28 protein-coding genes are annotated in these 24,922 nt (G+C 50.8%); all 28 read left to right on the forward strand.

What is annotated here, in order from left to right:
• Positions 1-11 precede the first annotated feature (11 nt).
• Entirely contained in the window at positions 12-1,010 is a 999-nt protein-coding gene (gene fliM, locus RB298_RS21995; protein WP_009594751.1) for a flagellar motor switch protein FliM, read from the forward strand.
• Positions 1,000-2,262 carry a flagellar motor switch phosphatase FliY gene (gene fliY / locus RB298_RS22000; protein ID WP_251497279.1) on the forward strand — a complete coding sequence of 421 codons (1,263 nt, stop codon included), beginning with the start codon at positions 1,000-1,002 and terminating at the stop codon, positions 2,260-2,262. The genes fliM and fliY overlap by 11 nt, the downstream gene beginning before the upstream one ends.
• Positions 2,263-2,291: 29 nt before the next feature.
• On the forward strand, positions 2,292-2,657 hold the full coding sequence (locus tag RB298_RS22005; protein WP_006211317.1) for a response regulator: 366 nt from the start codon (positions 2,292-2,294) through the stop codon (positions 2,655-2,657).
• Positions 2,658-2,668: 11 nt separating this feature from the next.
• Complete coding sequence (locus RB298_RS22010) at positions 2,669-3,193, forward strand: flagellar biosynthetic protein FliO (RefSeq protein WP_015736321.1); 525 nt, start codon at positions 2,669-2,671, stop codon at positions 3,191-3,193.
• Complete coding sequence (gene fliP, locus RB298_RS22015) at positions 3,190-3,942, forward strand: flagellar type III secretion system pore protein FliP (RefSeq protein ID WP_009594726.1); 753 nt, start codon at positions 3,190-3,192, stop codon at positions 3,940-3,942. Before RB298_RS22010 ends, fliP begins: the two co-directional genes overlap by 4 nt.
• Positions 3,943-3,982: 40 nt before the next feature.
• Complete coding sequence (gene fliQ / locus RB298_RS22020) at positions 3,983-4,252, forward strand: flagellar biosynthesis protein FliQ (protein ID WP_009594725.1); 270 nt, start codon at positions 3,983-3,985, stop codon at positions 4,250-4,252.
• Between the two features lie 11 nt (positions 4,253-4,263).
• On the forward strand, positions 4,264-5,052 hold the full coding sequence (gene fliR / locus RB298_RS22025; protein ID WP_015736320.1) for a flagellar biosynthetic protein FliR: 789 nt from the start codon (positions 4,264-4,266) through the stop codon (positions 5,050-5,052).
• A gap of 20 nt (positions 5,053-5,072) precedes the next feature.
• A complete protein-coding gene (gene flhB, locus RB298_RS22030) occupies positions 5,073-6,161 on the forward strand; it encodes a flagellar biosynthesis protein FlhB (RefSeq protein ID WP_192571278.1) in 1,089 nt (362 codons plus the stop codon).
• A gap of 24 nt (positions 6,162-6,185) precedes the next feature.
• A complete protein-coding gene (gene flhA, locus RB298_RS22035) occupies positions 6,186-8,219 on the forward strand; it encodes a flagellar biosynthesis protein FlhA (RefSeq protein ID WP_009594696.1) in 2,034 nt (677 codons plus the stop codon).
• On the forward strand, positions 8,216-9,655 hold the full coding sequence (flhF, locus tag RB298_RS22040; protein WP_486048596.1) for a flagellar biosynthesis GTPase FlhF: 1,440 nt from the start codon (positions 8,216-8,218) through the stop codon (positions 9,653-9,655). The genes flhA and flhF overlap by 4 nt, the downstream gene beginning before the upstream one ends.
• Positions 9,652-10,542, forward strand: a complete 891-nt coding sequence (locus RB298_RS22045) for a MinD/ParA family protein (protein ID WP_213579192.1) — start codon at positions 9,652-9,654, stop codon at positions 10,540-10,542. The genes flhF and RB298_RS22045 overlap by 4 nt, the downstream gene beginning before the upstream one ends.
• Positions 10,543-10,580: 38 nt before the next feature.
• Positions 10,581-11,915, forward strand: coding sequence for a protein-glutamate methylesterase/protein-glutamine glutaminase (locus RB298_RS22050; protein WP_096774508.1), 1,335 nt, complete (start codon positions 10,581-10,583; stop codon positions 11,913-11,915).
• A 23-nt stretch (positions 11,916-11,938) separates the two neighbouring features.
• Positions 11,939-14,008: a chemotaxis protein CheA gene (locus RB298_RS22055; protein WP_192571281.1), complete on the forward strand. Its 2,070-nt coding sequence runs from the start codon at positions 11,939-11,941 to the stop codon at positions 14,006-14,008.
• Positions 14,009-14,059: 51 nt separating this feature from the next.
• Positions 14,060-14,521 (forward strand): chemotaxis protein CheW, encoded by a 462-nt coding sequence (locus RB298_RS22060; RefSeq protein WP_009594767.1) that lies wholly within the window; start codon positions 14,060-14,062, stop codon positions 14,519-14,521.
• A gap of 36 nt (positions 14,522-14,557) precedes the next feature.
• On the forward strand, positions 14,558-15,151 hold the full coding sequence (locus tag RB298_RS22065) for a chemotaxis protein CheC (protein ID WP_285857496.1): 594 nt from the start codon (positions 14,558-14,560) through the stop codon (positions 15,149-15,151).
• Complete coding sequence (locus RB298_RS22070) at positions 15,144-15,641, forward strand: chemotaxis protein CheD (RefSeq protein WP_015736313.1); 498 nt, start codon at positions 15,144-15,146, stop codon at positions 15,639-15,641. Before RB298_RS22065 ends, RB298_RS22070 begins: the two co-directional genes overlap by 8 nt.
• A gap of 2 nt (positions 15,642-15,643) precedes the next feature.
• The gene (locus tag RB298_RS22075) at positions 15,644-16,048 is read left to right on the forward strand and encodes a hypothetical protein (RefSeq protein WP_009594747.1); all 405 of its coding nucleotides are present in this window, start codon (positions 15,644-15,646) and stop codon (positions 16,046-16,048) included.
• A gap of 15 nt (positions 16,049-16,063) precedes the next feature.
• Positions 16,064-16,852 carry a FliA/WhiG family RNA polymerase sigma factor gene (locus RB298_RS22080; RefSeq protein WP_009594718.1) on the forward strand — a complete coding sequence of 263 codons (789 nt, stop codon included), beginning with the start codon at positions 16,064-16,066 and terminating at the stop codon, positions 16,850-16,852.
• A 30-nt stretch (positions 16,853-16,882) separates the two neighbouring features.
• Entirely contained in the window at positions 16,883-18,292 is a 1,410-nt protein-coding gene (locus RB298_RS22085) for a flagellar assembly protein A (protein ID WP_096774505.1), read from the forward strand.
• A 58-nt stretch (positions 18,293-18,350) separates the two neighbouring features.
• On the forward strand, positions 18,351-18,662 hold the full coding sequence (locus tag RB298_RS22090; RefSeq protein WP_015736311.1) for a hypothetical protein: 312 nt from the start codon (positions 18,351-18,353) through the stop codon (positions 18,660-18,662).
• Positions 18,663-18,687: 25 nt separating this feature from the next.
• Positions 18,688-19,233: a hypothetical protein gene (locus RB298_RS22095; RefSeq protein WP_486048602.1), complete on the forward strand. Its 546-nt coding sequence runs from the start codon at positions 18,688-18,690 to the stop codon at positions 19,231-19,233.
• Positions 19,230-19,844, forward strand: a complete 615-nt coding sequence (locus RB298_RS22100; RefSeq protein ID WP_145037611.1) for an endolytic transglycosylase MltG — start codon at positions 19,230-19,232, stop codon at positions 19,842-19,844. Before RB298_RS22095 ends, RB298_RS22100 begins: the two co-directional genes overlap by 4 nt.
• A gap of 238 nt (positions 19,845-20,082) precedes the next feature.
• Positions 20,083-20,781 (forward strand): 30S ribosomal protein S2, encoded by a 699-nt coding sequence (gene rpsB / locus RB298_RS22105; protein WP_009594753.1) that lies wholly within the window; start codon positions 20,083-20,085, stop codon positions 20,779-20,781.
• Positions 20,782-21,015: 234 nt separating this feature from the next.
• The gene (tsf, locus tag RB298_RS22110) at positions 21,016-21,666 is read left to right on the forward strand and encodes a translation elongation factor Ts (protein WP_009594741.1); all 651 of its coding nucleotides are present in this window, start codon (positions 21,016-21,018) and stop codon (positions 21,664-21,666) included.
• Positions 21,667-21,964: 298 nt separating this feature from the next.
• Positions 21,965-22,693 carry a UMP kinase gene (gene pyrH / locus RB298_RS22115; RefSeq protein WP_006211297.1) on the forward strand — a complete coding sequence of 243 codons (729 nt, stop codon included), beginning with the start codon at positions 21,965-21,967 and terminating at the stop codon, positions 22,691-22,693.
• Positions 22,693-23,247 (forward strand): ribosome recycling factor, encoded by a 555-nt coding sequence (frr, locus tag RB298_RS22120; RefSeq protein WP_009594750.1) that lies wholly within the window; start codon positions 22,693-22,695, stop codon positions 23,245-23,247. Before pyrH ends, frr begins: the two co-directional genes overlap by 1 nt.
• Positions 23,248-23,320: 73 nt before the next feature.
• Entirely contained in the window at positions 23,321-24,088 is a 768-nt protein-coding gene (gene uppS / locus RB298_RS22125) for an undecaprenyl pyrophosphate synthase (RefSeq protein ID WP_009594721.1), read from the forward strand.
• A gap of 20 nt (positions 24,089-24,108) precedes the next feature.
• Positions 24,109-24,909, forward strand: coding sequence for a phosphatidate cytidylyltransferase (locus RB298_RS22130; protein ID WP_015736308.1), 801 nt, complete (start codon positions 24,109-24,111; stop codon positions 24,907-24,909).
• The last annotated feature ends 13 nt before the right edge of the window (positions 24,910-24,922 follow it).

Raw genomic sequence — 24,922 nt, forward strand, 5'->3', positions numbered from 1 at the left:
GGGGTGAGTAGATGGTTGATGTTTTATCGCAGAATGAGATCGATGCCTTATTGGCCGCTCTCTCTTCAGGGGAAATGGATGCTGAAGAACTGAAAAAAGAGGAAACGCAAAAGAAAATCCGTTCTTACGATTTTAAGAGGGCCCTCCGTTTTTCGAAGGATCATATTCGAAGCTTGACTCGGATCCACGAGAACTTTGCACGCTATTTGACGACCTACTTCTCGGCGCAGTTACGTACTTTTGTGCAAATCAACGTGGTGCAGGTTGAACAGCTTCCGTATGATGAATTTATTCGCTCCATACCAAAAATGACAGTTCTTAATATATTTGAAGCCGAACCGCTCGTAGGTCGGATGGTGCTTGAGGTCCATCCCAACATTGCCTACGCGATGCTGGACCGATTGCTTGGAGGCACGGGCATTGCTCCGTCTTCCATCAGTTCGATGACCGAAATCGAGACGATTATCATGGAGCGCATATTCAGCCGGGCGTTCGATAGCCTCCAGGAGGCATGGAAAACGGTGCTGGATATATCCCCGCGCCTCGAAGCATTGGAAACGAATCCGCAATTCATGCAGATCGTGTCTCCGAACGAAACCATTGCGCTAATATCCCTTAGCACAAAAATCGGCGATACCACGGGCATGATTAACCTGTGCATACCGCATGTGGTGCTGGAGCCGATCATGTCCAAGCTGTCCGCGCATCAATGGTTCATCTCGGAGAAAAAAGCGAGCGTTCCGGAGGAAGTGGATGCTCTTAAACAGCGCGTAAGCAAAGCCAAGCTTCCGATCGTTGCCGAGCTGGGCGTTTCGCAGCTTACCGTGTCCGAGTTCTTAGGACTGAGCGTCGGCGACGTTATTTCGTTAAACAAGCCGATGCATGACGGACTATCCATCAAGGTCGGCGACAAATTAAAGTTTATTGGCAGTCCCGGAACGATAAAAGACCGGGTTGCTGTACAAATCGATGAAATTGTCATCGAAGGAGCTGAAGAATTTGACGAGTAAAGATTATTTATCCCAGGAAGAAATCGACGCTTTGTTAAAACAGTCGGAAATGGCATCACCAGCATCAATTCCTTCGGCGGCGACTGTCGATGACGTATTAACACCTCTGGAGCAGGACGCGCTGGGTGAGATCGGTAACATAACCTTCGGCAGCGCTGCAACCGCCCTGTCCACCTTGCTGGGCAAAAAAGTGGATATCACGACCCCCAGAGTTTCGATCATTAAGCGAAGCGAGTTCGAGGAAGAATTTCCGAAGCCGCATGTTGCGGTACACGTTAAGTACGTGGACGGATTTGAAGGAATTAATTCGCTGGTCATTAAGACACGCGATGCGCAGGTCATTGCCGATCTCATGTTAGGCGGGGAAGGCAACCCGGTGGAAGAGGAGCTCAATGAGATTCATATCAGTGCCGTTCAGGAAGCGATGAACCAGATGATGGGGTCTTCCGCAACAAGCATGTCGACGATTTTCAACCGGTTTGTCAATATATCGCCGCCGGGCATTGACATTCTCAACATGGCGAACGGGGAAGGGGTCAACAACCTGCCGCCGGATGAAACGCTGATTAAGATTTCTTTCCGATTAATTATCGGTGAACTTATTGATTCAACCATTATGCAGCTGCTGCCCGTTCATTTCTCCAAGGATATGGTTCACATGCTCATCAACGGGACAGAAGAACCGCAGCCTGCGAAGCAGGAAGCTGCTCCAGCGGTGGAAGCGCCGGCCAGTGCCCAGGAGTCGGTACAAGCACCTGTTAATCCGGCACAAACCCAAGACATGGGTCAAGGCTACGATTATGGACAAGGCTACGGTCAGCCTATGCCAGGACATGGCGGGCCCATCCCGCAGCAATCCATGCCATACGGTCAGCCGCAGATGCCTTACCAAGCACAGCCGCAACAGTATGGCGGCATGCCGAATCGCAATGTGAATGTACAGCCCGTGCAGTTCGCTAATCTGCAATCTGCACCGTACACCCAGGTGGATGAAAACAATCTGAACTTACTGATGGACATTCCCCTTAAAGTCACCGTAGAATTAGGGAGGACCCAAAAGCAAATTAAGGATATCCTGGAAATGTCGCAAGGTTCGATTATCGAGCTGGACAAGCTGGCCGGTGAGCCTGTTGACATCCTCGTCAATCATAAACTGATTGCCAAAGGCGAGGTCGTTGTCATCGATGAGAACTTTGGTGTGCGTGTGACGGATATCGTAAGCCAATGGGACCGGATTCAAAAATTACAATAGCACAAACATTTTAGGGAGGATTTTTATCAATGGCTAACCGAATTCTGATCGTGGACGATGCTGCATTTATGAGAATGATGATCCGTGACATATTGGTCAAGAACGGATTCGAGGTTGTGGGGGAAGCACAGGACGGTGCACAAGCAATCGAGAAATTTAAGGAACTTCGTCCAGATCTGATTACGATGGATATTACGATGCCGGAAATGGATGGTATCGCAGCGCTTAAAGAGATTAAAAAAGTAGATGCCAATGCCAAAGTAATTATGTGCTCTGCCATGGGTCAGCAAGCGATGGTTATTGACGCAATCCAGGCCGGAGCAAAAGACTTCATCGTTAAACCGTTCCAATCGGACAGAGTTATTGAAGCCATCAACAAGACGCTTGGCGTATAAGGATTCTTCTTATGATGATGGCAGCTTCTGACAGATTGGGCTCAAGTAGTACTACCGGGTATTATTTACAGTTGTTTTATGTCTTTATCGTACTTGCCATCATCATTGCGTTGATCGTGTTCCTGATTCGCTTTCTAGGCAGAAAGAATCAGAGCTGGATGCAGGGCCGCTCCATTCGTACTTTGGGTGCGGTTGGTATGGGCCCTAACAAATCCCTTCAGCTCGTCGAAATTGGGGGCAGCATCTATGTGATCGGAGTTGGCGAAGACGTCCGGTTGGTGGACAAAATTTCTGATCCGGCTGAAGTTGCGCTTATCCAAGCTGCATTTGAACAGGATTCTGGAATACATAATGGGGCACTGCCGCCTTTTATAACGAAATTGGCGGCAAAACTCCGTAAAGACAAACCACCGGAAGAAATGGAGTTGGACGATACATCTTCTTTCCATGAAGTGTTCGAATCCAAGCTGCGCAGCGTACCGAACCGGAAAGAAAAGGTCGAAGAATTGCTGCGGGAGGATCATAAGGATTCATGAATAAAAAGATCTCGTACGCTATCACGATTTTCATCATGTTTGGATTATTGTTTTCCCATACGGCATTCGCGGATCCGATTCCGAACATTGATATTCAAATCGGTAATGAGGGAGATGCACCGGGGACAAGCTCCTTGTCCTTGATACTCCTGATCACCATTCTTAGTATTGCACCGGCGATTCTGGTGCTGATGACAAGTTTTACAAGGATTGTTATCGTGCTCGGCTTTGTCCGTACTTCGCTCGGAACACAGCAAACACCGCCTAACCAAGTGTTGATCGGCCTGGCGCTGTTCCTTACCTTGTTTGTTATGGCTCCCACGTTATCCTCGATGAACGAGGTCGCGCTGCAGCCCTACCTCAAAGGGGAGATCACTCAAGCGGAAGCACTGGATAAGGCTCAAGACCCGATGAAGAAGTTCATGTTCGCGCACACAAGGGAAAAGGACCTGCTGCTGTTCATGAATTACACCGGCGCGGAGAAACCCGAATCCTACGAGGACATTCCATTAACGGTTTTAGTTCCGGCATTTGCCATTAGCGAGCTGAAGACGGGTTTCCAAATGGGCTTTATGATCTTCATCCCGTTTCTGGTCATCGATATCGTGGTTGCCAGCGTGCTGATGGCAATGGGGATGATGATGCTGCCGCCGGTCATGATCTCGCTGCCATTCAAAATTCTGCTCTTTGTTTTGGTGGACGGCTGGTATCTGGTAGTGAAATCCATGCTGATGAGCTTTAACCCGTAGCAATAAGCGGCAAGCAATTCGAATACAGGGGGACTAAGCCGTGAGCGCTGAATTTATTATCGGTCTGGCAGGACAAGCGGTCTATATTGTGCTCCAGGTGAGCGCGCCGATGCTGGTTCTCGCACTGGTTGTGGGACTAATCATCAGTATTTTTCAAGCGACAACACAAATCCAGGAACAGACGCTGGCTTTCGTACCAAAAATCATCATCGTACTTGTAGCGTTACTGCTGTTTGGTCCTTGGATATTAACGACGTTAGTAGATTTTACGCACGGTATTTTGGACAATCTCTACAAATATATCGGATAGGCTGAGTGTCCATGGAATGGTTGCAGCAAAGTTTACCAGTTTTCATGCTTATTTTTTGTCGAATAACATCTTTTTTTGTAATATCGCCAGTGTTTGCTTCGCGCGGCATACCTTCTTCTTACAAAATAGCCCTGTCGGCCATTATCGCCCTGATCGTCTATCTATCGTTCGGGCTCGGGGAAGTGGTTCCGCAAGATCTGTCTTACGCCATCTTAATCGTCCAGGAAGTGCTGGTGGGACTGCTTCTAGGTTTCACTGCTTATCTCATCATGGCTGTCGTCCAAACCGCCGGGGCATTAATTGATATTCAGATCGGTTTCAGCATGGCGAATGTCATCGACCCGTTTACGGGGACGTCCACCCCATTAATCGGGAACTTCAAGTATTATCTCGCTCTGCTGGTGTTCCTGAGCATGAATGGTCACCATTATTTGTTTGATGCGATTATGTACAGTTATGATTGGATCCCGATCACGGGTGACGTGTTTGGGAAGATACATGAGGGTAACGTAACGGATTTTCTCGTTCGGACATTCTCGCACTCGTTTGTATTGGCAATTCAAATGGCGGCTCCGCTGGTGGCAGCCCTGTTCCTGACCGATGTCGGGCTTGGCTTTCTGGCAAGGACGGCTCCGCAGTTCAACGTGTTTGTCATCGGGATTATTATCAAAATCATCGTTGGGCTCGTGCTGCTGATGCTGCTTATGCCGATGCTGGTGTCCCTGTTTGATCATCTGTTTGCCAAAATGTTTGAAGCGCTCCGTGAGCTGCTCGGCGTTCTTGGCGACGAGCCGACTTAAGGAGGATGGAGGTGAAGCGGATGTCATACCGGTATCCGGTCGACTTACAGCTGTTCGCTGGCGAAAAGACGGAGAAAGCCACACCGAAGAAGCGCCAGGATACGCGTAAGAAGGGCCAAGTTGCCAAGAGCATGGAGGTATCGGGTGCATCGGTTTTGCTGGCGGCTTTCTTCTGCCTGTTAATCTTTGGCGGTTATATGAGGGACCGCACCGTTCGACTATTCACCGATATATACATTAATCGGCTCTCCATGAATGTAACGAAAGATAATGTGATGCAGCTGTTCGGGGAATATGGCGTTCAAATCTTGCTTCTGCTCGCGCCTTTGTTCATTTCGATTTTCGTTATAGCGCTGGTCGCTAATTATTTGCAGGTCGGGTTTATGTTAACCGGCGAGACGCTGAAAATGAAGTTCAGCAAAATCGACCCCATCAAGGGGTTCAAAAATATATTCTCGATGCGTTCATTGGTCGAGTTTTTGAAATCGGTCATCAAGTTGACCATTATCGGTTACCTCGTGTACAGCACCTTGTGGGCCGCCAGGGAGGATTTATCCTCCTTATCGACGATGGGACCCGATACCATCTTTCATTTCGTGGCCGATATCACCATGTCGCTCGGTTTTAAGATTGCCATCGGGCTGATCATTCTGGCCGTTCTGGATTACATGTATCAGAAATACGATTACGAGAAAAACATTCGGATGTCCAAGCAGGACATCAAAGACGAGTACAAAAAAATGGAAGGCGATCCGCTGATCAAAGGAAAGATCAGGGAGCGCCAGCGTCGGATGGCACTTCAGCGAATGATGCAGGAAGTTCCGAATGCCGACGTCATCATCACGAACCCGACCCACTTTGCAGTGGCGATCAAATATGACGGGTCCACGATGGAAGCTCCGCAAATCATTGCAAAAGGTCAAGATTTCATGGCCTTGCGGATTAAGGAAATCGCGAAGGAACACGGAATTATAACGATGGAAAACAAGCCGCTGGCACGCGCTTTGTACCAACGGTCGGAAATCGGGGATTCGATTCCGGGAGACCTGTTCCAGGCCGTAGCGGAAGTGCTGGCCTATGTATATAAACTAAAAGGTAAAGCGAAATAACTAGGGACCGGAGGCGTCTGTGCAGTGAAAATAAAAGATCTATCTGTCCTTGCGGGTGTCATTGGCATCGTACTCATGATGATTCTTCCGATCCCGATATGGCTGCTCGATGTACTTCTGATTATCAACATCTCGCTGGCGCTCATCATTTTGCTGGTGGCCATGAATACGAAGGAAGCGCTCGATTTCTCCATTTTTCCTTCCTTATTGCTCATCACGACACTCTTTCGAGTAGCGCTTAACATATCGACAACGAAGCTGATCCTGTCGGAAGCTAACGCAGGCGAAGTTGTTGCCACGTTCGGCAAATGGATTGCCAACGGCGAAATTGCGGTTGGCTTCATCGTCTTCTTGATCCTCGTCGTCGTACAGTTCATCGTCATTACCAAAGGGTCGGAACGGGTAGCCGAGGTTGCGGCAAGATTTACCCTCGACGCGATGCCGGGTAAGCAGATGAGCATCGATGCGGATCTGAACGCGGGTCTGATCAATGAGCAGCAAGCCAGGGAGCGCCGCAGCAAGATCGAGCGCGAAGCCGACTTTTACGGCGCCATGGATGGTGCGAGTAAATTCGTCAAGGGTGATGCCATCGCCACGATCGTCATCATGCTCATCAACCTGATCGGCGGATTTATTATCGGGATCTCGATTCACGGCATGTCGTTCGGAGACGCGATGAGCACCTACTCGATCCTGACGATCGGGGACGGATTGGTCAGCCAGATTCCGGCTCTCCTGATTTCCACGGCCGCGGGCCTGATTGTTACGCGTGCTTCATCCGAAGGAAATCTGGCTGAGGATCTGACGGGGCAGCTCTTCTCATATCCTCATCTGTTGTACATCGTTGCAGGAACCGTCCTGCTGCTGGGAATCTTCACACCGATTCATCTGATCACGACCGCGCCGATTGCACTCATACTATTTATCGCGGCACGGACGATGCAGAACAATTTGGATCGCAAGCAGGTGGAAGTGGAGCAGCTGGAAGAGGAACAGCAGATCGAAGAGGTGCGAAGCCCGGAAAGCGTGATCAACCTCTTGCAGGTCGATCCTATCGAATTCGAATTCGGATATGGGTTGATTCCGCTGGCAGACGCTCAGCAGGGCGGGGACTTATTGGACCGTATCATTATGATCCGGAGACAATGCGCGCTTGAACTGGGACTCGTCGTGCCGGTCATCCGAATTCGCGACAATATTCAACTAAAACCGAACGAATATGTCATAAAAATAAAAGGGAATGCTGTCGGCGGCGGTGAATTATTATTAAATCACTATCTCGCCATGAGCCCGGGATACGAGGACGATTCCGTAACAGGGATCGAAACGACGGAACCGGCGTTCGGGCTTCCTGCACTGTGGATTGACGAAGCCATGAAGGAACGGGCGGATCTGGCCGGTTATACCGTTGTGGATCCACCGTCCGTCGTTGCTACCCATCTGACGGAACTCATTAAGAGACATGCCCATGAGCTGATCGGACGCCAGGAAACCAAGGCATTGGTCGACAATATTCGAGAAAGCTATCCGGTCCTTGTGGACGAGCTCATTCCTTCCGTGCTGACCATCGGGGAAGTGCAAAAGGTATTGGCCAAGCTCCTTCGCGAGAAGATCTCCATCCGCGATATGGTTACGATTCTCGAGACCCTTGCCGACTACGGACATTATTCGAAGGACCCTGATGTCCTTACCGAATATGTAAGGCAAGCCCTCTCACGGCAGATTACACAGCAATACGCTCAAGAAGGAGAGGCGATGCGGGTCATCACGGTCGGACCGCAGCTGGAGAAGAAGATCGCTGAGAGCGTTCAGCAGAGCGACCAAGGAAGCTATCTCGCGATGGATCCGGCATCCACGCAGAGCGTGTTTCAAAAGCTCAGTGAGCAGGTCAATCGGATTATTCAGATGGGACAGCAGCCCGTGCTTCTGACCTCGCCGGCCATAAGAATGTATTTGCGGCAGGTCATAGAACGAAGCATGCAGGATATCCCGGTGTTGTCCTATAGCGAGCTGGAGCCTAACGTCGAAATTCAAAGTGTCGGAGTGGTGAACTTATGAGAGTGAAAAGGTATATCGTCGACACGATGCCTGAGGCGATGCAGCATATTCGTACGGATTTGGGTGCGGATGCCGTCATACTGAGCACGAAGGAAACCAAGGTAGGCGGGTTCCTCGGGATGTTCACCCGCAAGAAAATAGAGGTGATCGCGGCGGTAGAGCAGGCGGAAAAGCCCAAGGGCTCTGCGCCGGTCAAGCCCAAAGTTACGCCTTCTGTTCCATCAGGGGCGGTACCCAAAGCCTACCAGCGAACGGCTGAAATTTCGAAGCAAGGCCCTAAAACCTCCCCGCTTCCAGTGAATAACGCGGATGCCGCAGCGGATGCGCGGCAAGAGGCCGACTATAGCCGCTTTGCCGAGTTACTTAGCCAGGTGGCAGCTTCCGAGGAGGTTGTGGACAGGCAAAAGGACAGGGTCAGCCAGACGCAGCAGCCTGCAGAGGCTGATCCGGCAGCGGAACGCAGCGATTCAACGGAAGCCGCTGCTTCTGTTGAAGCAAAGAAACCATCCCGCGGGGGACAGGAGGAGTCGTTAAGTTCACGACTGGGAATCAGCGAATCCGAACAGAGAGTCCTTGAACAGCTTAAGGAAATGAAGGAATGGATCGCGCGATTATCCAGGCAGAATCTGGAGGCGCAGCATCTTCCCGAGCCGCTGCATGTTATCCGGGATCAGCTCCTGAAGCAGGATTTATCGGCCAAGCTGGCGGAAGAGTGGCTCGCGGCCGCGGAAGATGCCTGGAAAGCCAGCCAAATGCAGATGAGCGAGACCGAGCTTCTGAACGTGATTTACAAGCAGGCCGCGGCGTTCCTTGAGGGGCGTATCGGCGAAGGTGTTCAGCCCGGGACGCGGATCGTATATGTCGCTGGCCCAACGGGGGTCGGCAAAACAACCACGATTGCGAAGATCGCTGCAGAGCAGCTGTTCCGCAATCAACGCAAGGTAGGCTTCATTACGTCCGATACGTATCGGATATCCGCCGTTGAACAGCTTCGCACTTATGCTTCCATTCTCAATGTGCCGATGGAGGTCGTGCAGTCGCCCGGCGACATGCAGCGAGCCCTTCAGAAGCTCCAGGACTGCGATTTGGTATTAATGGATACGGCCGGCCGGAACTATCGGAATGAGCTGCTCGTTTCCGAGCTTCAAAGCCTGTTCTCCCATTCCGATCAAAGCGAAACTTATCTTGTCCTTAGCCTCACATCCAAGAGCAGCGATATGATCGAAATCGCGGATCATTTCAGCAAATACGAGCTGGATAAGGTTATTTTCACGAAGATGGATGAAACCGGAAGCTACGGCGCCTTGTTTAATCTGATCGATGCCCACAACCTTCGCCTGTCTTATATGACCAATGGTCAAAATGTGCCCGATGATCTGTTGATGGCCGACCCTGAACGGTTATGCCATCTGCTGCTGGGAGAGAGTCGTACATGACGGATCAAGCTCACTCGCTTCGCCAGTTGGTTTCGGCCCAGCAGCCCGGGGAGAGCGCCAAGGCGACCTCCGCAAGAACCGCCAAGATCATAACGGTCAGCAGCGGCAAGGGCGGGGTTGGGAAATCCAATTTCACGTTGAATTTTGCATTGACTTTGCAATCGATGGGAAAAAGGGTTCTGGTCTTTGATGCCGATATCGGCATGGCAAACATTGACGTTCTGATGGGTGTAAGCTCTCGGTACAGCCTGTATCATCTCATTCGCCGGGAGAAGAGCATAGAAGAAGTGATTCAGTATGGGCCGGACAAGCTGCCTTACATTGCCGGAGGTTCGGGTTTGGCGGACATGATGTCCCTGTCCGAGGAAGAGATGGATTATTTCATATCCCAGATTGAGCGCATTGCTTCCGGGATGGACTACATTATCTTCGATACAGGGGCCGGCTTATCCAAGGAAAACATGAAGTTTATTACGTCCGCTGATCAATGCCTTGTCGTTACGACGCCGGAGCCGACGTCCATCACGGATGCTTATGCGTTAATCAAGGTGGTCCACGGCACGGAAAGCAAGGTTCCGTTCAGCCTGATCGTCAACCGTGCAGGGGACGAGGAAGAGGCTCGTGAGGCGGCGGGCAAAATTATTTTGACGGCCCAGCGTTTTCTGGACATCGACATCAAGCTGCTCGGCTCGATTGCCGATGATACGCATGTAGTCCAGTCCGTCAAGCGGCAGGTTCCGTTTACGGCAGCTTATCCACGGTGCAACGCTTCCAGCGATATCAGACGGATCGCGCTTCGTTACTTGGCCGTTCCTGCTGCCGCGGAGCCGGAAACCCCGAAGGGAATCAAAGGATTTATGCATCGATGGCTTAAACGTACGAAATGATTCTTCGGTTGGATTAATGGAAATAGGAGTGGACATCTATGAAGCCTTTTCGTGTGCTCGTCGTGGACGATTCCGCATTTATGAGGAAAATATTTTCCGATTTCATCGAGCGCGACAAGTCTTTCCAGGTTGTCGGGACAGCCGAGAACGGGCTTGACGCTGTTGAGAAAGTAAAGGAACTGAATCCTGACGTCATTACGCTTGATGTAGAAATGCCGGAAATGAACGGGCTGGATGCTTTGAAACTCATTATGGATGCGGGACCCCGTCCGGTTATCATGTTATCCGGCCTTAATGAACAAGGCATGAGGGAGACCATTCTTGCCCTCGAGGCAGGAGCGTTTGATTTTATACGAAAGCCTTCCATATCGAATGCGCTTGATATTGAGCAGGTGCGTTCCGAATTGATGAAGCAGCTGAATGCGGCGATGCAGGCTAAACAGCGGAGGGCCTTGTGGGAAGAAGAAGAGCAAAAACGGCGGAGTGCGGACATCACGCTTCCTCTTTCGCCAAAGCCTTCTGAGACGACGCCGAAAAAGAAGCCGCAGGTGAAAGAAACGAGACCGGCGGCCAAAGGAACGGATCAGCGCGGCAAGCCGGCTGAACCGCTTCGCATGCCGGTATCCCGCTCGGCCGGGGAGAAGGCGGCTCTCCCGGATGTACCGGAGCTTTCCGGTTTCAAGCGAAAACGGGTTGAACGCAAACCTGAAGCGGAGTCGGCCCCAGCCGTGCTTCCCAAGAACGAGAGCCGCCCGCCGAGAGAGGCAAATGCCCAGTCGTCAACTGACCTGAAAGATTTGGTGGCGGTCGGCTGTTCAACGGGTGGCCCAAGAGCGTTAAAAGCTTTTCTCGAGAAAATTCCCGGCGACTTCCATGCCCCGATCGTCATCGTCCAGCATATGCCGCCGAATTTCACCAAATCGCTTGCCCAGCGCCTGAATTCATTCAGTCAGCTGGAGGTCATGGAAGCAGAACACGGCATGGTATTAGAGCCGGGCAAGGCATACATTGCTCCGGGCGGCAGCCATATGAGGGTTCATCGCTCGGAAGGCGGTGCATACCAAATCAGGATAAGCCAGGATGAGACTCGCAACGGCCATCGCCCTTCGGTGGATGTGCTGTTCGAATCCCTGCTGCCGTTGACCTCGGTCACGCGGCACGCCATTCTGATGACCGGCATGGGGAGCGATGGAGCAAGAATGATGAAGGAGCTTTACGATGCCGGCGTGACATCCACCTTTGCCGAGAGCGAGCAAACCTGCGTCGTATACGGGATGCCGAGATCTGCCGTCGAGCTGGGATGCGTAAGCCACGTTTTGCCGCTTCATGAAATTGCACCGAGGATGGTTCAAGCTGTAAATAACGGAAAGTGAACTTGAAGAGGAGGTGTCTCTCAATGGACATGAATCAATATTTGACAATGTTTATTGATGAGTCAAATGATCATCTGCAATCATTAAATGAAAACATGCTTCAATTAGAAAGCAACCCGGACGATATCGGGATCGTACAGATTATTTTCCGATCGGCTCATACGTTGAAAGGCATGGCGGCAACGATGGGATTTGAGGATCTGGCTTCTCTTACCCACCAGATGGAAAACGTGCTGGATCTTGTCCGGAACGAAAAGCTTAAGATGCAGGATTTTATCTTTGATACGCTCTTCAAAAGCTTGGACGCTCTTGAATCGATGGTGCAGGATATTACCGAAGGCGGCGACGGGAAGGCGGACGTGTCCGCTATTGTAGCTTCCTTGCAGTCCATTGTGCGCGGAGAAGGCGCCTCGGCTAACGGGGGATCTGTCGAAGGGAATAACGCCGCTGTGGCCGTTCAGGGAATCGAATTGGATGAGTTTCAATTTTCCGTGCTGGATCAATCGATTTCAGAAGGTCATAAGGTTCTATATATCCAAGTGACATTGCGAGAGGATTGCCAACTCAAGGCGGTTCGGGCCTACATGGTATTCGAAGCGCTGGAGAGATCCGGTGAAATCGTCAAGACCTATCCGGACGTTCAAGAGATTGAACAAGGTGAATTCGATCGCGTATTTTCGTTGTATTACATAACGCAAAGAGAAACGCAAGATATTGAAAGCCAGATTCTGGGCGTTTCAGAGATTGAAGCTGCGACAGTGGTGGCGCTCGATCATGAATCCTTGCAGCAAATGGTTCAGGAGAGCGCGGCTACAGCCGAAGCGGTAAAGCCCGAAGCTCCTTCTGTAGCTCCGGCGGCCGGGGTTTCAACGGAAGCAAAAAGCGCTCCGGCGCCTGCCAAAGAATCCAAGGCACCTGCGCGTAATGCGGGTGGAGGCAATCCTTCCAGAACGATCCGGGTAGATATTGAACGGCTGGATGTATTGATGAATCTGTTCAGCGAGCTTCTGATTGACCGGGTGCGCCTGGAGCAGCTGGCCAGCGAGTCCAGGAACCAGGAGCTGACGGACACGGTTGAGCATATGAGCCGCGTAAGCAGCGATTTGCAGAATATCGTCCTGAAGCTGCGCATGGTGCCAGTGGATACGGTATTCAACCGTTTTCCTAGGATGGTGCGGGACCTTGCCAAAACATTGGATAAGAAGATCGACTTGATTATTACCGGGGCCGACACGGAGCTGGACCGCACGGTGATCGACGAGATCGGCGACCCTCTGGTCCACTTGCTGCGGAACTCGGCTGACCATGGCGTCGAACCTGTTGCCGACCGCATTGCAGCCGGTAAACCGGAGACCGGTACCGTGCACCTGCGCGCGTTCCATAGCGGCAACAATGTGTTCATCGAGATTGAAGACGACGGGCGCGGCATCTACCGCGATAAAATTTTGAAGAATGCGCTGGCCAAAGGCGTCGTCACGGAGACCGAGGCAGCGTCCATGACCGATGACGAGGTGAATCAGCTGCTGTTCGCTCCCGGATTCAGCACGGCCGAGAAAATTTCGGATGTATCCGGCCGCGGCGTAGGGCTCGACGTCGTTAAATCGAAGATTGTTGCCTTGGGCGGTAACGTCACGATCTACTCCACCCCGGGAAAAGGCACCAATTTTTCGGTTCAGCTTCCATTAACGCTGTCCATCATTGCAGCCATGCTGATCCGGATGGGATCGGAGAAATATGCGATTCCGTTGTCTTCCATCGTTGAAACGGGCATCATCAAGCGCGGGCAAATCAAGCATGTGCACGGAAGCCGCATGATTCAGTTCCGGGAGTCGATGATACCGGTGATCTCGCTTAGCCGTTTGTTTGAAGTTCCGGATTTTGATGAGGAGCGGGAAGAGGAAACGGAGATTGTTGTAATCCGCAAAGGGGATCGTTTGGCTGCGCTCACCATCGATGATTTTATCGGACAGAGTGAAATCGTCATTAAAAACCTGGGCAAATATTTGCCTGCCATACAAGGGGTATCCGGCGCGACCATTCTTGGAGATGGCCAAGTGGCTCTTATCATCGACGCAAATGCATTTATCAAATAATGGGTTGCTATCAAGCACGGCAGGCCACACATTCTGAAGGAGGACTTATTCATGGGAGAAGAAATTAAGGTTATCGTCTTTAGACTTGGCGAGGAAGAATACGGCATCGAGGTGGACAAGGTTCAAACCATCGAAAGAATGATGCCCATTACGCGCGTTCCCAAAACCTTTGCTTTCGTAAAAGGGGTTATCAACCTACGAGGCGTCGTCATCCCAGTGATCAATCTGCGCGGCCGATTCGGTCTGGAAGAGGTTGAAGCTACCGATCAGACACGGGTTATTATCGTAGCGGTCAATGATATGCAGGTTGGCTTTATCGTGGATTCGGCAAGTGATGTCATCGATCTGAATACGGACAGCATTGACTCTCCACCTGAGGTTGTCGGCGGAATTAAAGCGAAATACCTGCGCGGTGTCGCGAAGGTAGGAGAGGAGCGCCTTCTCGTCATGCTGAATTTGTCCGAAGTGTTGAACAAGAGTGAGATCATTCAGCTGGAAGGCCTTGAGGAGTAGACAGTGGAGCTGTTTAAGCATGGCAAAGAAATCAAAATGGATGTTTTGAAGGAAGTGGGAAACATCGGAGCGGGCAATGCGGCAACCGCCCTCTCCCGTTTGCTTAACAAGCCTATTGATATGGCGGTTCCTAAGGTTCAACTCCTGCCGTTCGAACAGATTGCCGAAAGCGTCGGGGGGAGCGAACAGCTCGTACTTGCCGTATTTTTACGGGTTGAAGGAAGCGCTCCGGGGAATCTCTTCTTTATTATGAGTCCGGAAGCGGGGAAGAACCTTCTGCTGAATCTGGCGGGCATTGAAGTATCGGAGGAGGAGCCATTCTCCGAGATGGAGCAGTCCGCCTTATGCGAGATCGGAAATATTTTGTCAGGCTCGTACTTATCGTCGCTCGCTGACTTCACCAATCTGTCCATGACACCCACGGTGCCGGCATTGGCAATGGATATGGCAGGTGCCATCCTGAGTTATGGATTGCTGCAATTCGGAGAAATGGGAGACGATGCCCTCTTAATCAACACGACGTTCCTGGAAGGGCAAAACGAGGTGGAAGGCCAATTCTTCCTCATACCTGATCCACAATCATTTGCTCAAATATTCGAAGCTTTGGGAGTGCCTTTAGAGCATGATTGAAGAACAAGCAATAGTGAAAGTAGCCATGGCGGATCTGAACGTCGCAGGTCCAAACGGTATATTGCGTACAACGGGACTCGGCTCATGCGTAGGACTGACGTTATATGATCCGGTCACGAAGATTGGCGGCATGGCGCATGTCATGCTGCCATCCTCGGCGATTGCCAGGGAGGGGCAGCTGAATCTGGCCAAATACGCCGATACGGCTCTTCCGATCCTGCTGAACAAGATGAGGAATTTGGGGGCGTCTCCGGCGCGGATGGTAGCCAAAATGGCCGGAGGGGCTCAGATGTTTGCTTTTGCGGGTTCGGGCGATACGATGCGCATCGGTCCCCGGAATGTGGAGTCATGCAAAGCGGGACTCGAGCAGATGGGAATCACGCTGATAGCCGAGGACACCGGAGGAAATTACGGGAGAACCGTTGAGTTGGACTGCGCAACGGGTAAGTTTACAATACGAAGCGTACAAAAGGGCATAAAGGAATTGTAGCGATGATGGGAAAACTCCGTTTTTATCTGATTACCGGAATTGCCGGGTTTGTGTTCACATTTATTTTCTCCATACGTAACAATTTGTGGATGACTAGCATGTATCGGGCGCTGATTGCATGCGCGATCTGGTTTCTTCTGGCGTTCCTGCTGAATTGGATGTTTGCTGCCATTACGGGGCCGCGAGCAGCCGAAAAAGGGGACGCAGGCTCGCAGCGGGAGCAGGACCGAGGAACCGTTCTTGACTTATCCACGCCTGATGAGGATCGGGAATTGATGGATTTGATCCATGCCGAATCCAGCAGCAAAGAGAATGGAGACTTTGTACCGCTGAATCCTCCTAAGCTGGTTTCAACGAAAGATCCTGAAGAACTGGCCAAGGCCGTTCGTCACCTTACGGAAAAATAAGGAGGGTGAAGGCAATTGGACGAACGTAAAACTTCCGTCCTTAACCATGCGGATTTATGGAGCGCATGGAAGGAAGATGGAGACCATGAAGCGAAGAAGAAACTTATCGAATATCATTTGCACATCGTTGACTATGTTTCAAGCCGATTGGCCATCGGTCTTCCGAAGAACGTTTCTAAGGGAGATTTGGCCAGCAATGGGGTAATGGGTCTGATTGACGCCATCGAGAAGTTCGATTACAAACGAGGGCTGCAATTCGAAACCTATGCCTCTTGGCGGGTGCGGGGTGCTATTCTGGATTCGCTGCGCCAAGGGGATTGGGTACCGCGTTCTGTCCGTGAGAAGGCGAAGAAGATTGAAACTGCATATCAGCAGTTGGAACAGAAGTATTTACGCAGCGTCAGTGATTCCGAGATGAGCGATTACCTTGACGTGACCGAGAAGGAGTTCCGGCACATGCTGCAGGAAGTGGCGGTCATGACATTGACATCTTTGGAAGATCCGATCCGCGAGGAGGAGTCTGAGACCCGAATGTCGCTCCTGGTTGATGAGAAAGCGAAGAATCCGGATCACAAGGTCCATGAATTTTATCTGCGAGAAGCCCTGATGAAGGGTATCGGTAAATTAACCCCGAAAGAGCGGACCGTAGTTTCCTTATTATATTATGAGGATTTATCACTCAGCGAAATAGCTGAAGTGATGTCGCTATCACCTTCACGAATATCTCAGCTTCATTCCAAAGCGATTTTGAGACTTCGGGGCGCGCTCGATAAAGATCGGGATTTGCTGATGCAAAACGATTGACGCTTGCCATTTATGAAGGGGGTTCCTGGATTGTCTGTAGATTATGCATTGGATCAATACTTTAGCGTTTCGCTATCGGATGACAAGGTCGTCGCCTATATACAGTTCACCAAGTGGGAGAAGGATTTTTCTTGCTCCGTCGAGGCTCTTGAACAGTTTCTCAGAAGCCATCAGATTCGGTATGGCATTCAATATGATACCTTGCGGCGAATCGCGGACCATGGGGAGGAATATCAATATAGCAGAACGCCGATTGCCATGGGAACGGAACCGACGCACGGACAGAACGGTAAAATTCAATTTACCGTCGATTTCGGGAATGAGACGAATCTGAAGCCGCTGGAGGACGAGGACGGCAAAGTGGATTTCAAAGAAGTGATTCGTTTAAATAATGTAAAGAAGGGCCAGCTGTTGGCTACCCGAATCCCGCCTACGAAGGGTGTGCCTGGAACTGCGGTCACCGGCGAAGAGATACCGAGCAAGCCGGGAAAGGAAGCACATTTCAAGGTGGGGAAGAACGTGGTGGTCAACGCCGAGAAAAGCGCCATGTACGCCGCGCTTGACGGACTGCTCACCAAAACCGAAAAAGGCAAAATCAATGTGTTCCCGGTATATGAGATTAACGGGGACGTGGATTACAGCATTGGCAATATCGATTTTGTCGGTACGGTGGTCATTCGCGGGAATGTGCTGACCGGGTTCAAAATCAAGGCGGCAGGGGACATTCGAGTCACGGGCTTTGTGGAAGGTGCCGAGCTGGAGGCTGAAGGATCCATTGATATATCAGGCGGGATCATCGGCTATAACAAGGGTTACGTAAAGGCGGGCCAGGACGTCAAAAGCTCGTTCATTCAGGATGGCAACGTCGTTGCGGGCGCCAGCGTATTCGTGTCGCAGAGCATCATGCATTCCAATATACGTGCTGTCCAGAATATCGAATGCAACGGGATGAAAGGGCTCGTAGTGGGCGGCATTCTGCAAGCCGGGGAAAAGGTCGTTGCGCGCACGATCGGAAACAGCATGTCGACGGCTACCGTCATTGAAGTGGGCGTTCTTCCCGAGCTGCGGAATGAACTGGCGGATCTAAGAGCCCAATTGAAGCTTTCATTAGAGAGCATGGACAAAACCGATAAAGCGCTTTATCTCTTGAACCAGTTGGCTTCCTCCGGACAATTGTCGCCGGACAAGCTGGCGCTGCGAATCAAGCTGAATGCGACCAAAAAATCCAACATGGCAGAGCAAGCCGACATCAAGGAACGCATGCTGGAAATCGAGAAGATGCTGGAGGATACCGGCAAAGCCAAAGTGAATGTGGTAAAGACGATCTACGGCGGCGCCAAAATCGTCATCGGGCGGTACACCCGATTTGTTAAGGATCCCACGCAGCGGGTCTCTTTTTACTATCATGAAGGAGATATCACCATGGTTCCGTTGTTGTAGGAATGAAAGACATTCACAATGCTTGTGGACATGATCCCTATACCATGAGGTGATTCCATTGAGTTTAAAATCGGTTGAGATGCAAATTGCGGTCCCGAGAACCAATGAAGCGGGCAAGGTTCATAACGAATTCCAGCAGCGGCCGCAGAACGAACAGATGCTGCTAGCAGGTGAACAAACCAAGAACAGCCGGGCCGAAGCCCAGCGAAGCACGGAAGTGAGCGAGACGGCCGAAACAGCCGTGCGGGATGACGGGAGCCGCCAGTCCTCAGGCCAGCAGCAAGGGCGGGGGTCTGCAGAAGCGGGCGAGACTTTGGAACAGCCGGCGGAGCACCCCTATAAAGGCAAAAATTTCGATGTTTCGCTCTAGATAATTTATAGGCACAAAGGAGTTAATGGATTTGAAACCGTGGATATATATCGTGCTGCTAGGCATTGCGGCCGTGCTGTATGCTTTCATGCTGCCGAAACGCCGGGAAGAGACCGTGTCCAGCGAGCGGGTTGTAAAGGAAGTCGAGAACACGCTTGAAGGATACATGGCGGAAATCCAGAACGAGAACGAGCAGCTGGTCGAGCTGGTTAGTCAAATGAAGAAAGAACTTGATGCCAAACAGCAAGCGCATCAGGAGCAGGTCAGCGATTTGCGGCAGCGCATGCTGGCCATGGAGCAGAAAATGACCGAATCGCAAACGCGTCTTCGAACGGCTGAAGAGAAGCTGGCGCAGGCAACTGGGGCGGCTTCTTTGTCTGCAGGAGCGGCTGCAGCGACATCGGAGGCGGATCATGCCCCTCCGGTCCATTCCATCAAATCCAGATACGCGGAACTGTTTGATTTATATGAACAAGGCAAATCTATCGATATGATAGCCAAGTCCACGGGACTTCAGCGAGGCGAAGTTCAACTCATTATCCAGTTGGCCAAACAGGAGGAATCCGTGTGATCAAGAACCGAATGTTTATGATGGGCCTCGGGAGCGGTCTTGTGATCGCCGCTGTGCTGCTGCAACTGATGTGGATCGGCCAAGGCGCAACCGCTTCGGAGACAAAGGAATTAACGAAGGAGCAGCTGGTGGCTGCAGCGGAGGCTTTGGATATGCAGGTCGTCGAAGGTACGGACGAGCTGATGACGGCGGAGCAGTGGGAAGAGAAGAAGCTGGGCGAGGGAGAAGGCGAGTCCGAAGGTGCCGAACCGGTCGATAAGCCTGAAGCGACGAAGCCTGAGGCGCCGGAGAAACCGGAGAGCCCGGAGAAACCAGAAACGGACGCGCAGAAGAAACAGGAAGCTTCCTCCCAGGTAACGAATCCGGCCAAACCGAAAACACCGGCTAAAGCCGAAGCTTCTATTCAAGTAAAGATTCCATCCGGAAACAATCTCAGCGATGTAGCAAACAGCCTTCTGAATGCCGGGGTCATTGACAACAAACAGGCATTCATCAAAAAAGCTACCGAGAATAAAATCAACACCAGAATCCTGAGCGGTACTTACTCGTTTACGATCGGCGAGAGCTACAATTCGATTATCACGAAGATCACGACAAAACCCTCCAACTAGCACTCCGGTTGAGAGTGGTTTTTTTCTTTAGCGTAACTCTTCAAGCCCCTGATTGGCTTGAGCTGGTCATGCACACAAAAGACATTGCAACCTGCCCATGGTTATGTTATAGTAATTGACGGTGTTAAAACACACGCCAGAGTGATTCCGTTGAGGGTGCTTCCTGGAATGGGAGTCTTAATGGAAAATGATCTTGGCGGAGGGACACACAAAAACCAAACTTAGGAGGTGCGTGAAGATGGCAGTAATTTCCATGAAACAGCTTTTGGAAGCTGGCGTTCACTTCGGTCACCAGACTCGTCGCTGGAACCCGAAAATGGATAAATTTATCTTCACTGAAAGAAACGGTATCTACATTATCGACCTGCAAAAAACGGTCAAGAAAGTTGAAGAAGCATTCAACTTCGTAAAAAGCGTAGCTGGTGAGAACGGTACGATCCTGTTCGTCGGCACGAAAAAACAAGCTCAAGATTCCGTGAAGGAAGAAGCGGAGCGTTGCGGCATGTTCTACATCAACCAACGTTGGCTCGGCGGAACTTTGACTAACTTCGAAACGATCCAAAAGCGTATCAACCGCTTGAAGCAGCTTGAAACTTGGGAAGAAGACGGCACGTTCCAAGTATTGCCTAAGAAAGAAGTCATCCTTCTCCGCAAAGAGAAAGATCGTCTTGAGAAATTCCTGGGCGGTATCAAGAACATGAAGGGCCTTCCAAGCGCATTGTTCGTTATCGATCCTCGCAAAGAGCGCATCGCTGTTGCGGAAGCTCGCAAATTGGGTATCCCAATCGTTGGTATCGTTGATACGAACTGCGATCCGGATGAAATCGACTATGTAATTCCAGGTAACGATGACGCGATCCGCGCTGTCAAATTGTTGACTGGTAAAATGGCCGATGCCGTTGTTGAAGCTCACCAAGGCGAAGAAACAACAGCTTAATCGGGATTAAACGTATAAACCATGAATTAAATGAAAAGGGTGGTTGGTAGGTGTATAACCTCTCACTGCCCTTTTTTTAAGATGTCAGGCCGGATTGCGGTAGAAACATCAGGCTTCTGGCAGGGCAAGGGAAACAAATACTTAAGCGTACGGATTTCTTGGAGGGCACGTCGAAGGACGGCTGCTTCAGATCCGAACGCCAAACTTGATCATACCAATATGGAGGGAATTCTAATGGCAGTAACAGCTAGTGCGGTAAAAGAACTTCGCGAAAGAACAGGCGCGGGCATGCTCGATTGCAAAAAAGCGCTCGACGAAACAAACGGTGATATCGAAAAAGCGATCGCGGTGCTTCGCGAGAAAGGCTTGTCCGCAGCGGCTAACAAAGCTGGACGCGTTGCAACGGAAGGCGTTGTCGAGTCTTACATTCACGGTGGCGGACGCATCGGCGTTCTCGTGGAAATCAACTGTGAAACAGACTTCGTAGGCAAAACGGATCAATTTAAAGAGTTTGCTCGCGATATCGCAATGCATATTGCTGCTGCAAACCCTAAATACGTTCGTCGTGAAGAAGTACCTAGTGACGAGCTTGAGAAAGAAAAAGAAATTTTGAAAAACCAAGCCCTGAACGAAGGCAAGCCTGAAAAAATCGTTGAGAAAATGGTTGAAGGCCGCATCAACAAATACTATGAAGAGTATTGCCTGCTCGAGCAGCCTTTCATCAAGGATCCGGACAAAACGATCAGCACGCTGCTTAACGAAAAAATCAGCACAATCGGCGAGAACATCTCCATTCGTCGTTTTGCCCGTTTCGAATTGGGCGAAGGCTTGGAGAAAAAACAAGACAACTTCGTAGAAGAAGTTATGGCCCAGGTGAATAAATAAGCCGGATAGGCTAATATAAGTTATAGAAAAGAGTGGAACACACCTGTGTTCCTTCTTTTTTAAGAGATATAAAAGGCATAAGAGAGATAAGATTGTTATAAATTCGGAGTAAAGGCTACCCTTATCTCACAAGAAAGAATGGACTTAGGTCTTGATTAGACGACCAGAAGTTTCTACTTGAGACGGATGTTTTTACCCGATTTTTATAAACCGTCAAGCAGTGCCGGTGTGTCTGTCTGTCGTTTTTCAAACGGGCGTCGTATACTTAAGGCGCCGTCTTAAAGTGGAGGGTTATCATTTGGAACAGCCTGTATATAAACGAGTGATATTGAAAGTCAGTGGGGAATCCCTTTCAGGGCAGAATGGATATGGTATTGATGCTGAGACGATCTCATCGATCGCTGAGCAGGTTCGCGAGGTTGTCGAGCTTGGTGTGGAGGTCGCGATCGTATGCGGCGGCGGCAACATTTGGCGCGGCATTGCCGGCAGCGCGAACGGAATTGACCGTGCGACAGCGGACTATATGGGAATGCTCGCAACGGTGATGAACTCTTTGGCCCTTCAGGATGCTTTGGAGCAGATCGATGTGCCGACCCGGGTGCAAACCTCGATCTCCATGCAGCAAATCGCCGAGCCGTATATTCGCCGCAGAGCCATTCGGCATCTGGAAAAGGGACGTGTCGTTATTTTTGCGGCAGGAACAGGGAACCCATACTTCTCCACCGATACGACTGCAGCGCTTCGCGCCGCGGAAATCGAAGCAGAAGTGATTCTTATGGCGAAGAACAAGGTGGACGGAGTGTACTCCGCTGATCCATTTAAGGATGAAACTGCCGAGAAGTACGAGCAGCTGACGTATCTAGACGTATTGAACAAAAACCTTGGGGTAATGGACTCTACAGCTTCATCGTTATGTATGGACAACAACATCCCGCTCATCGTCTTCGCTATTACGGAGCAAGGTAATATCAAGCGCGTCGTTCTGGGCGAGAAAATCGGAACGATCGTTAAAGGGAGTGTAGACTAATGCCGCAATCGGTGAAAAAGAATGCAGAAGAACGCATGGAAAAAGCGATCCTGTCTTTGAAACGTGACTTGGCAACTCTGCGCGCAGGGCGGGCAGCGCCGGCGCTCCTCGACCGGATCACGGTAGAATACTACGGAGCGCAAACTCCGCTGAATCAGCTGGCTAACATCAGCACGCCGGATTCCAGAACGCTCATGATTCAGCCTTGGGACAAGTCGTCCTTGGCGGATATCGAGAAAGCGATCATGAAATCGGATATCGGATTGACACCGGCGAACGATGGTAATCAAATTCGTCTCGTCGTACCTGCATTGACGGAAGAACGCAGAACCGAACTGGTGAAAATGACGAAGAAATTCGGCGAGGAAGCGAAAGTGGCCATCCGCAACATTCGCCGTGATGCCAACGACGACATCAAAAAATTGGAGAAAACGGATATTTCCGAGGACGAGTCCCGGAGACATCAGGAAGATATCCAAAAAGCGACGGATAAATTTATCGCAGAAGTCGACAAAGTCCTCGTTGCTAAAGAAAAAGAGATTATGGAAGTATAAGAGACTTGTGGCCCCTCCTGTCAATGGTGGGGTTTGTCTCTTTTTTTGCAGAAAGATGCCTGGAGGAAATGGAATGATCAAACGGGTTCGATCGTGGTTGAATCAGGAGGACAGTCAGCAGACGCATCAGCTCTCTCCGGACAACATCCCGCATCATGTCGCCATCATCATGGATGGCAATGGGCGTTGGGCGAAACGGCGCGGCATGCCGCGGATCGTTGGCCATCAGAATGGCATGAAGGCTGTCAAAAGAGCCGCCATAGCCGCCGATGAGTTGGGAATCAAAATATTGACGATGTATGCTTTCTCTACGGAAAACTGGACGCGTCCGAAGGATGAGGTCGATTTTCTTATGAAGCTTCCGCAGGAGTTTCTGGCTATTGAGCTGGAAGAGCTGATCGAGAAAAATGTCCAGGTCCGCATGATGGGGCATCCGGAAGACCTTCCGTCCCATACCGTGTCTGCGATGGAAGAAGCTGTTGCGAAAACTGCCGGCAATGACGGGCTTGTGCTTAACTTTGCGCTCAATTACGGCAGCCGGAAAGAGATCACCGAAAGTGTCAAGGCGCTCGGACGGGAAGTGCGAGACGGAATTCTCCGTCCTGAGGACATTACAGAGGAACTGATTGGCCAGCGGCTCCTCACAGGCGAATTGCCGGATCCGGATTTACTGATCCGCACAAGCGGCGAGCTGCGGCTGAGCAATTTTATGTTGTGGCAGCTCGCGTACAGCGAGTTATGGTTTACGGATGCCTATTGGCCGGAGTTCACCAAAGACCATTTGGTGGAGGCCGTAGCCGATTATCAACAAAGAACTAGGCGCTACGGTGGACTGTCGTAGCCGATGGAGGATGGAACGTTTTGAAACAGCGATTGATTACCGGAATTATAGCGGGAGCGGTCTTTTTAGGATTATGTTTCATAGGCGGTCTGTGGTACCATCTTCTAATTCTGGCGATGGCGCTAGTCGGTTACTATGAGTTTGTGCGCATGACCCATACGGCACCGTTCGGGGGAACGGCATGGATCGGGTATGCGGGAGTGCTGCTGCTTGTATTTCCATGGGGTCCGCTTGATCTGAAACTTCCGATCCCATGGGAACATGTGCTTTGGCTCCTGCTGCTCTTATTTTTGCTGGCGACGGTGACCACGAAAAATACGATAGATATCAAGCGGATCTCTTTATTGTTTTTGGCATCGGTCTATATCGGCATCGGATTTTCCTTCATAGCCGAATCTCGGCATGCTCCGGACGGGCATGGCGTATTTTGGACTTTTTTGCTGCTGGCCTCGATCTGGGCAAGTGATGCGGGCGCGTATTTTGTCGGCCGCGCCATGGGGCGCCATAAATTATGGCCTTCCATAAGCCCGAACAAAACGGTGGAGGGTGCGCTCGGCGGTGTGATCATCGCCGTGTTCACGTCGCTGCTCTTTTCATTCTACTCAGATGGAATCCTGACGGCTGGACATGCGGTTCTGATTGGGCTTTCCTGCGCCGTTATCGGCCAGCTCGGCGACTTGGTGCAATCCGCCTATAAACGGGTGTATGACATCAAGGATTCGGGCAAGCTGCTGCCGGGACATGGAGGAATACTGGATCGATGCGACAGTTGGATCGTCGTATTTCCGTTTGTACATATATTGAGTCTCCTGCCTTACTGATGAAAGGAAAGAT

The organism is Priestia sp. BR_2, from assembly GCF_041954005.1.
Taxonomy (GTDB): domain Bacteria; phylum Bacillota; class Bacilli; order Paenibacillales; family Paenibacillaceae; genus Paenibacillus_AQ; species Paenibacillus_AQ lautus_A.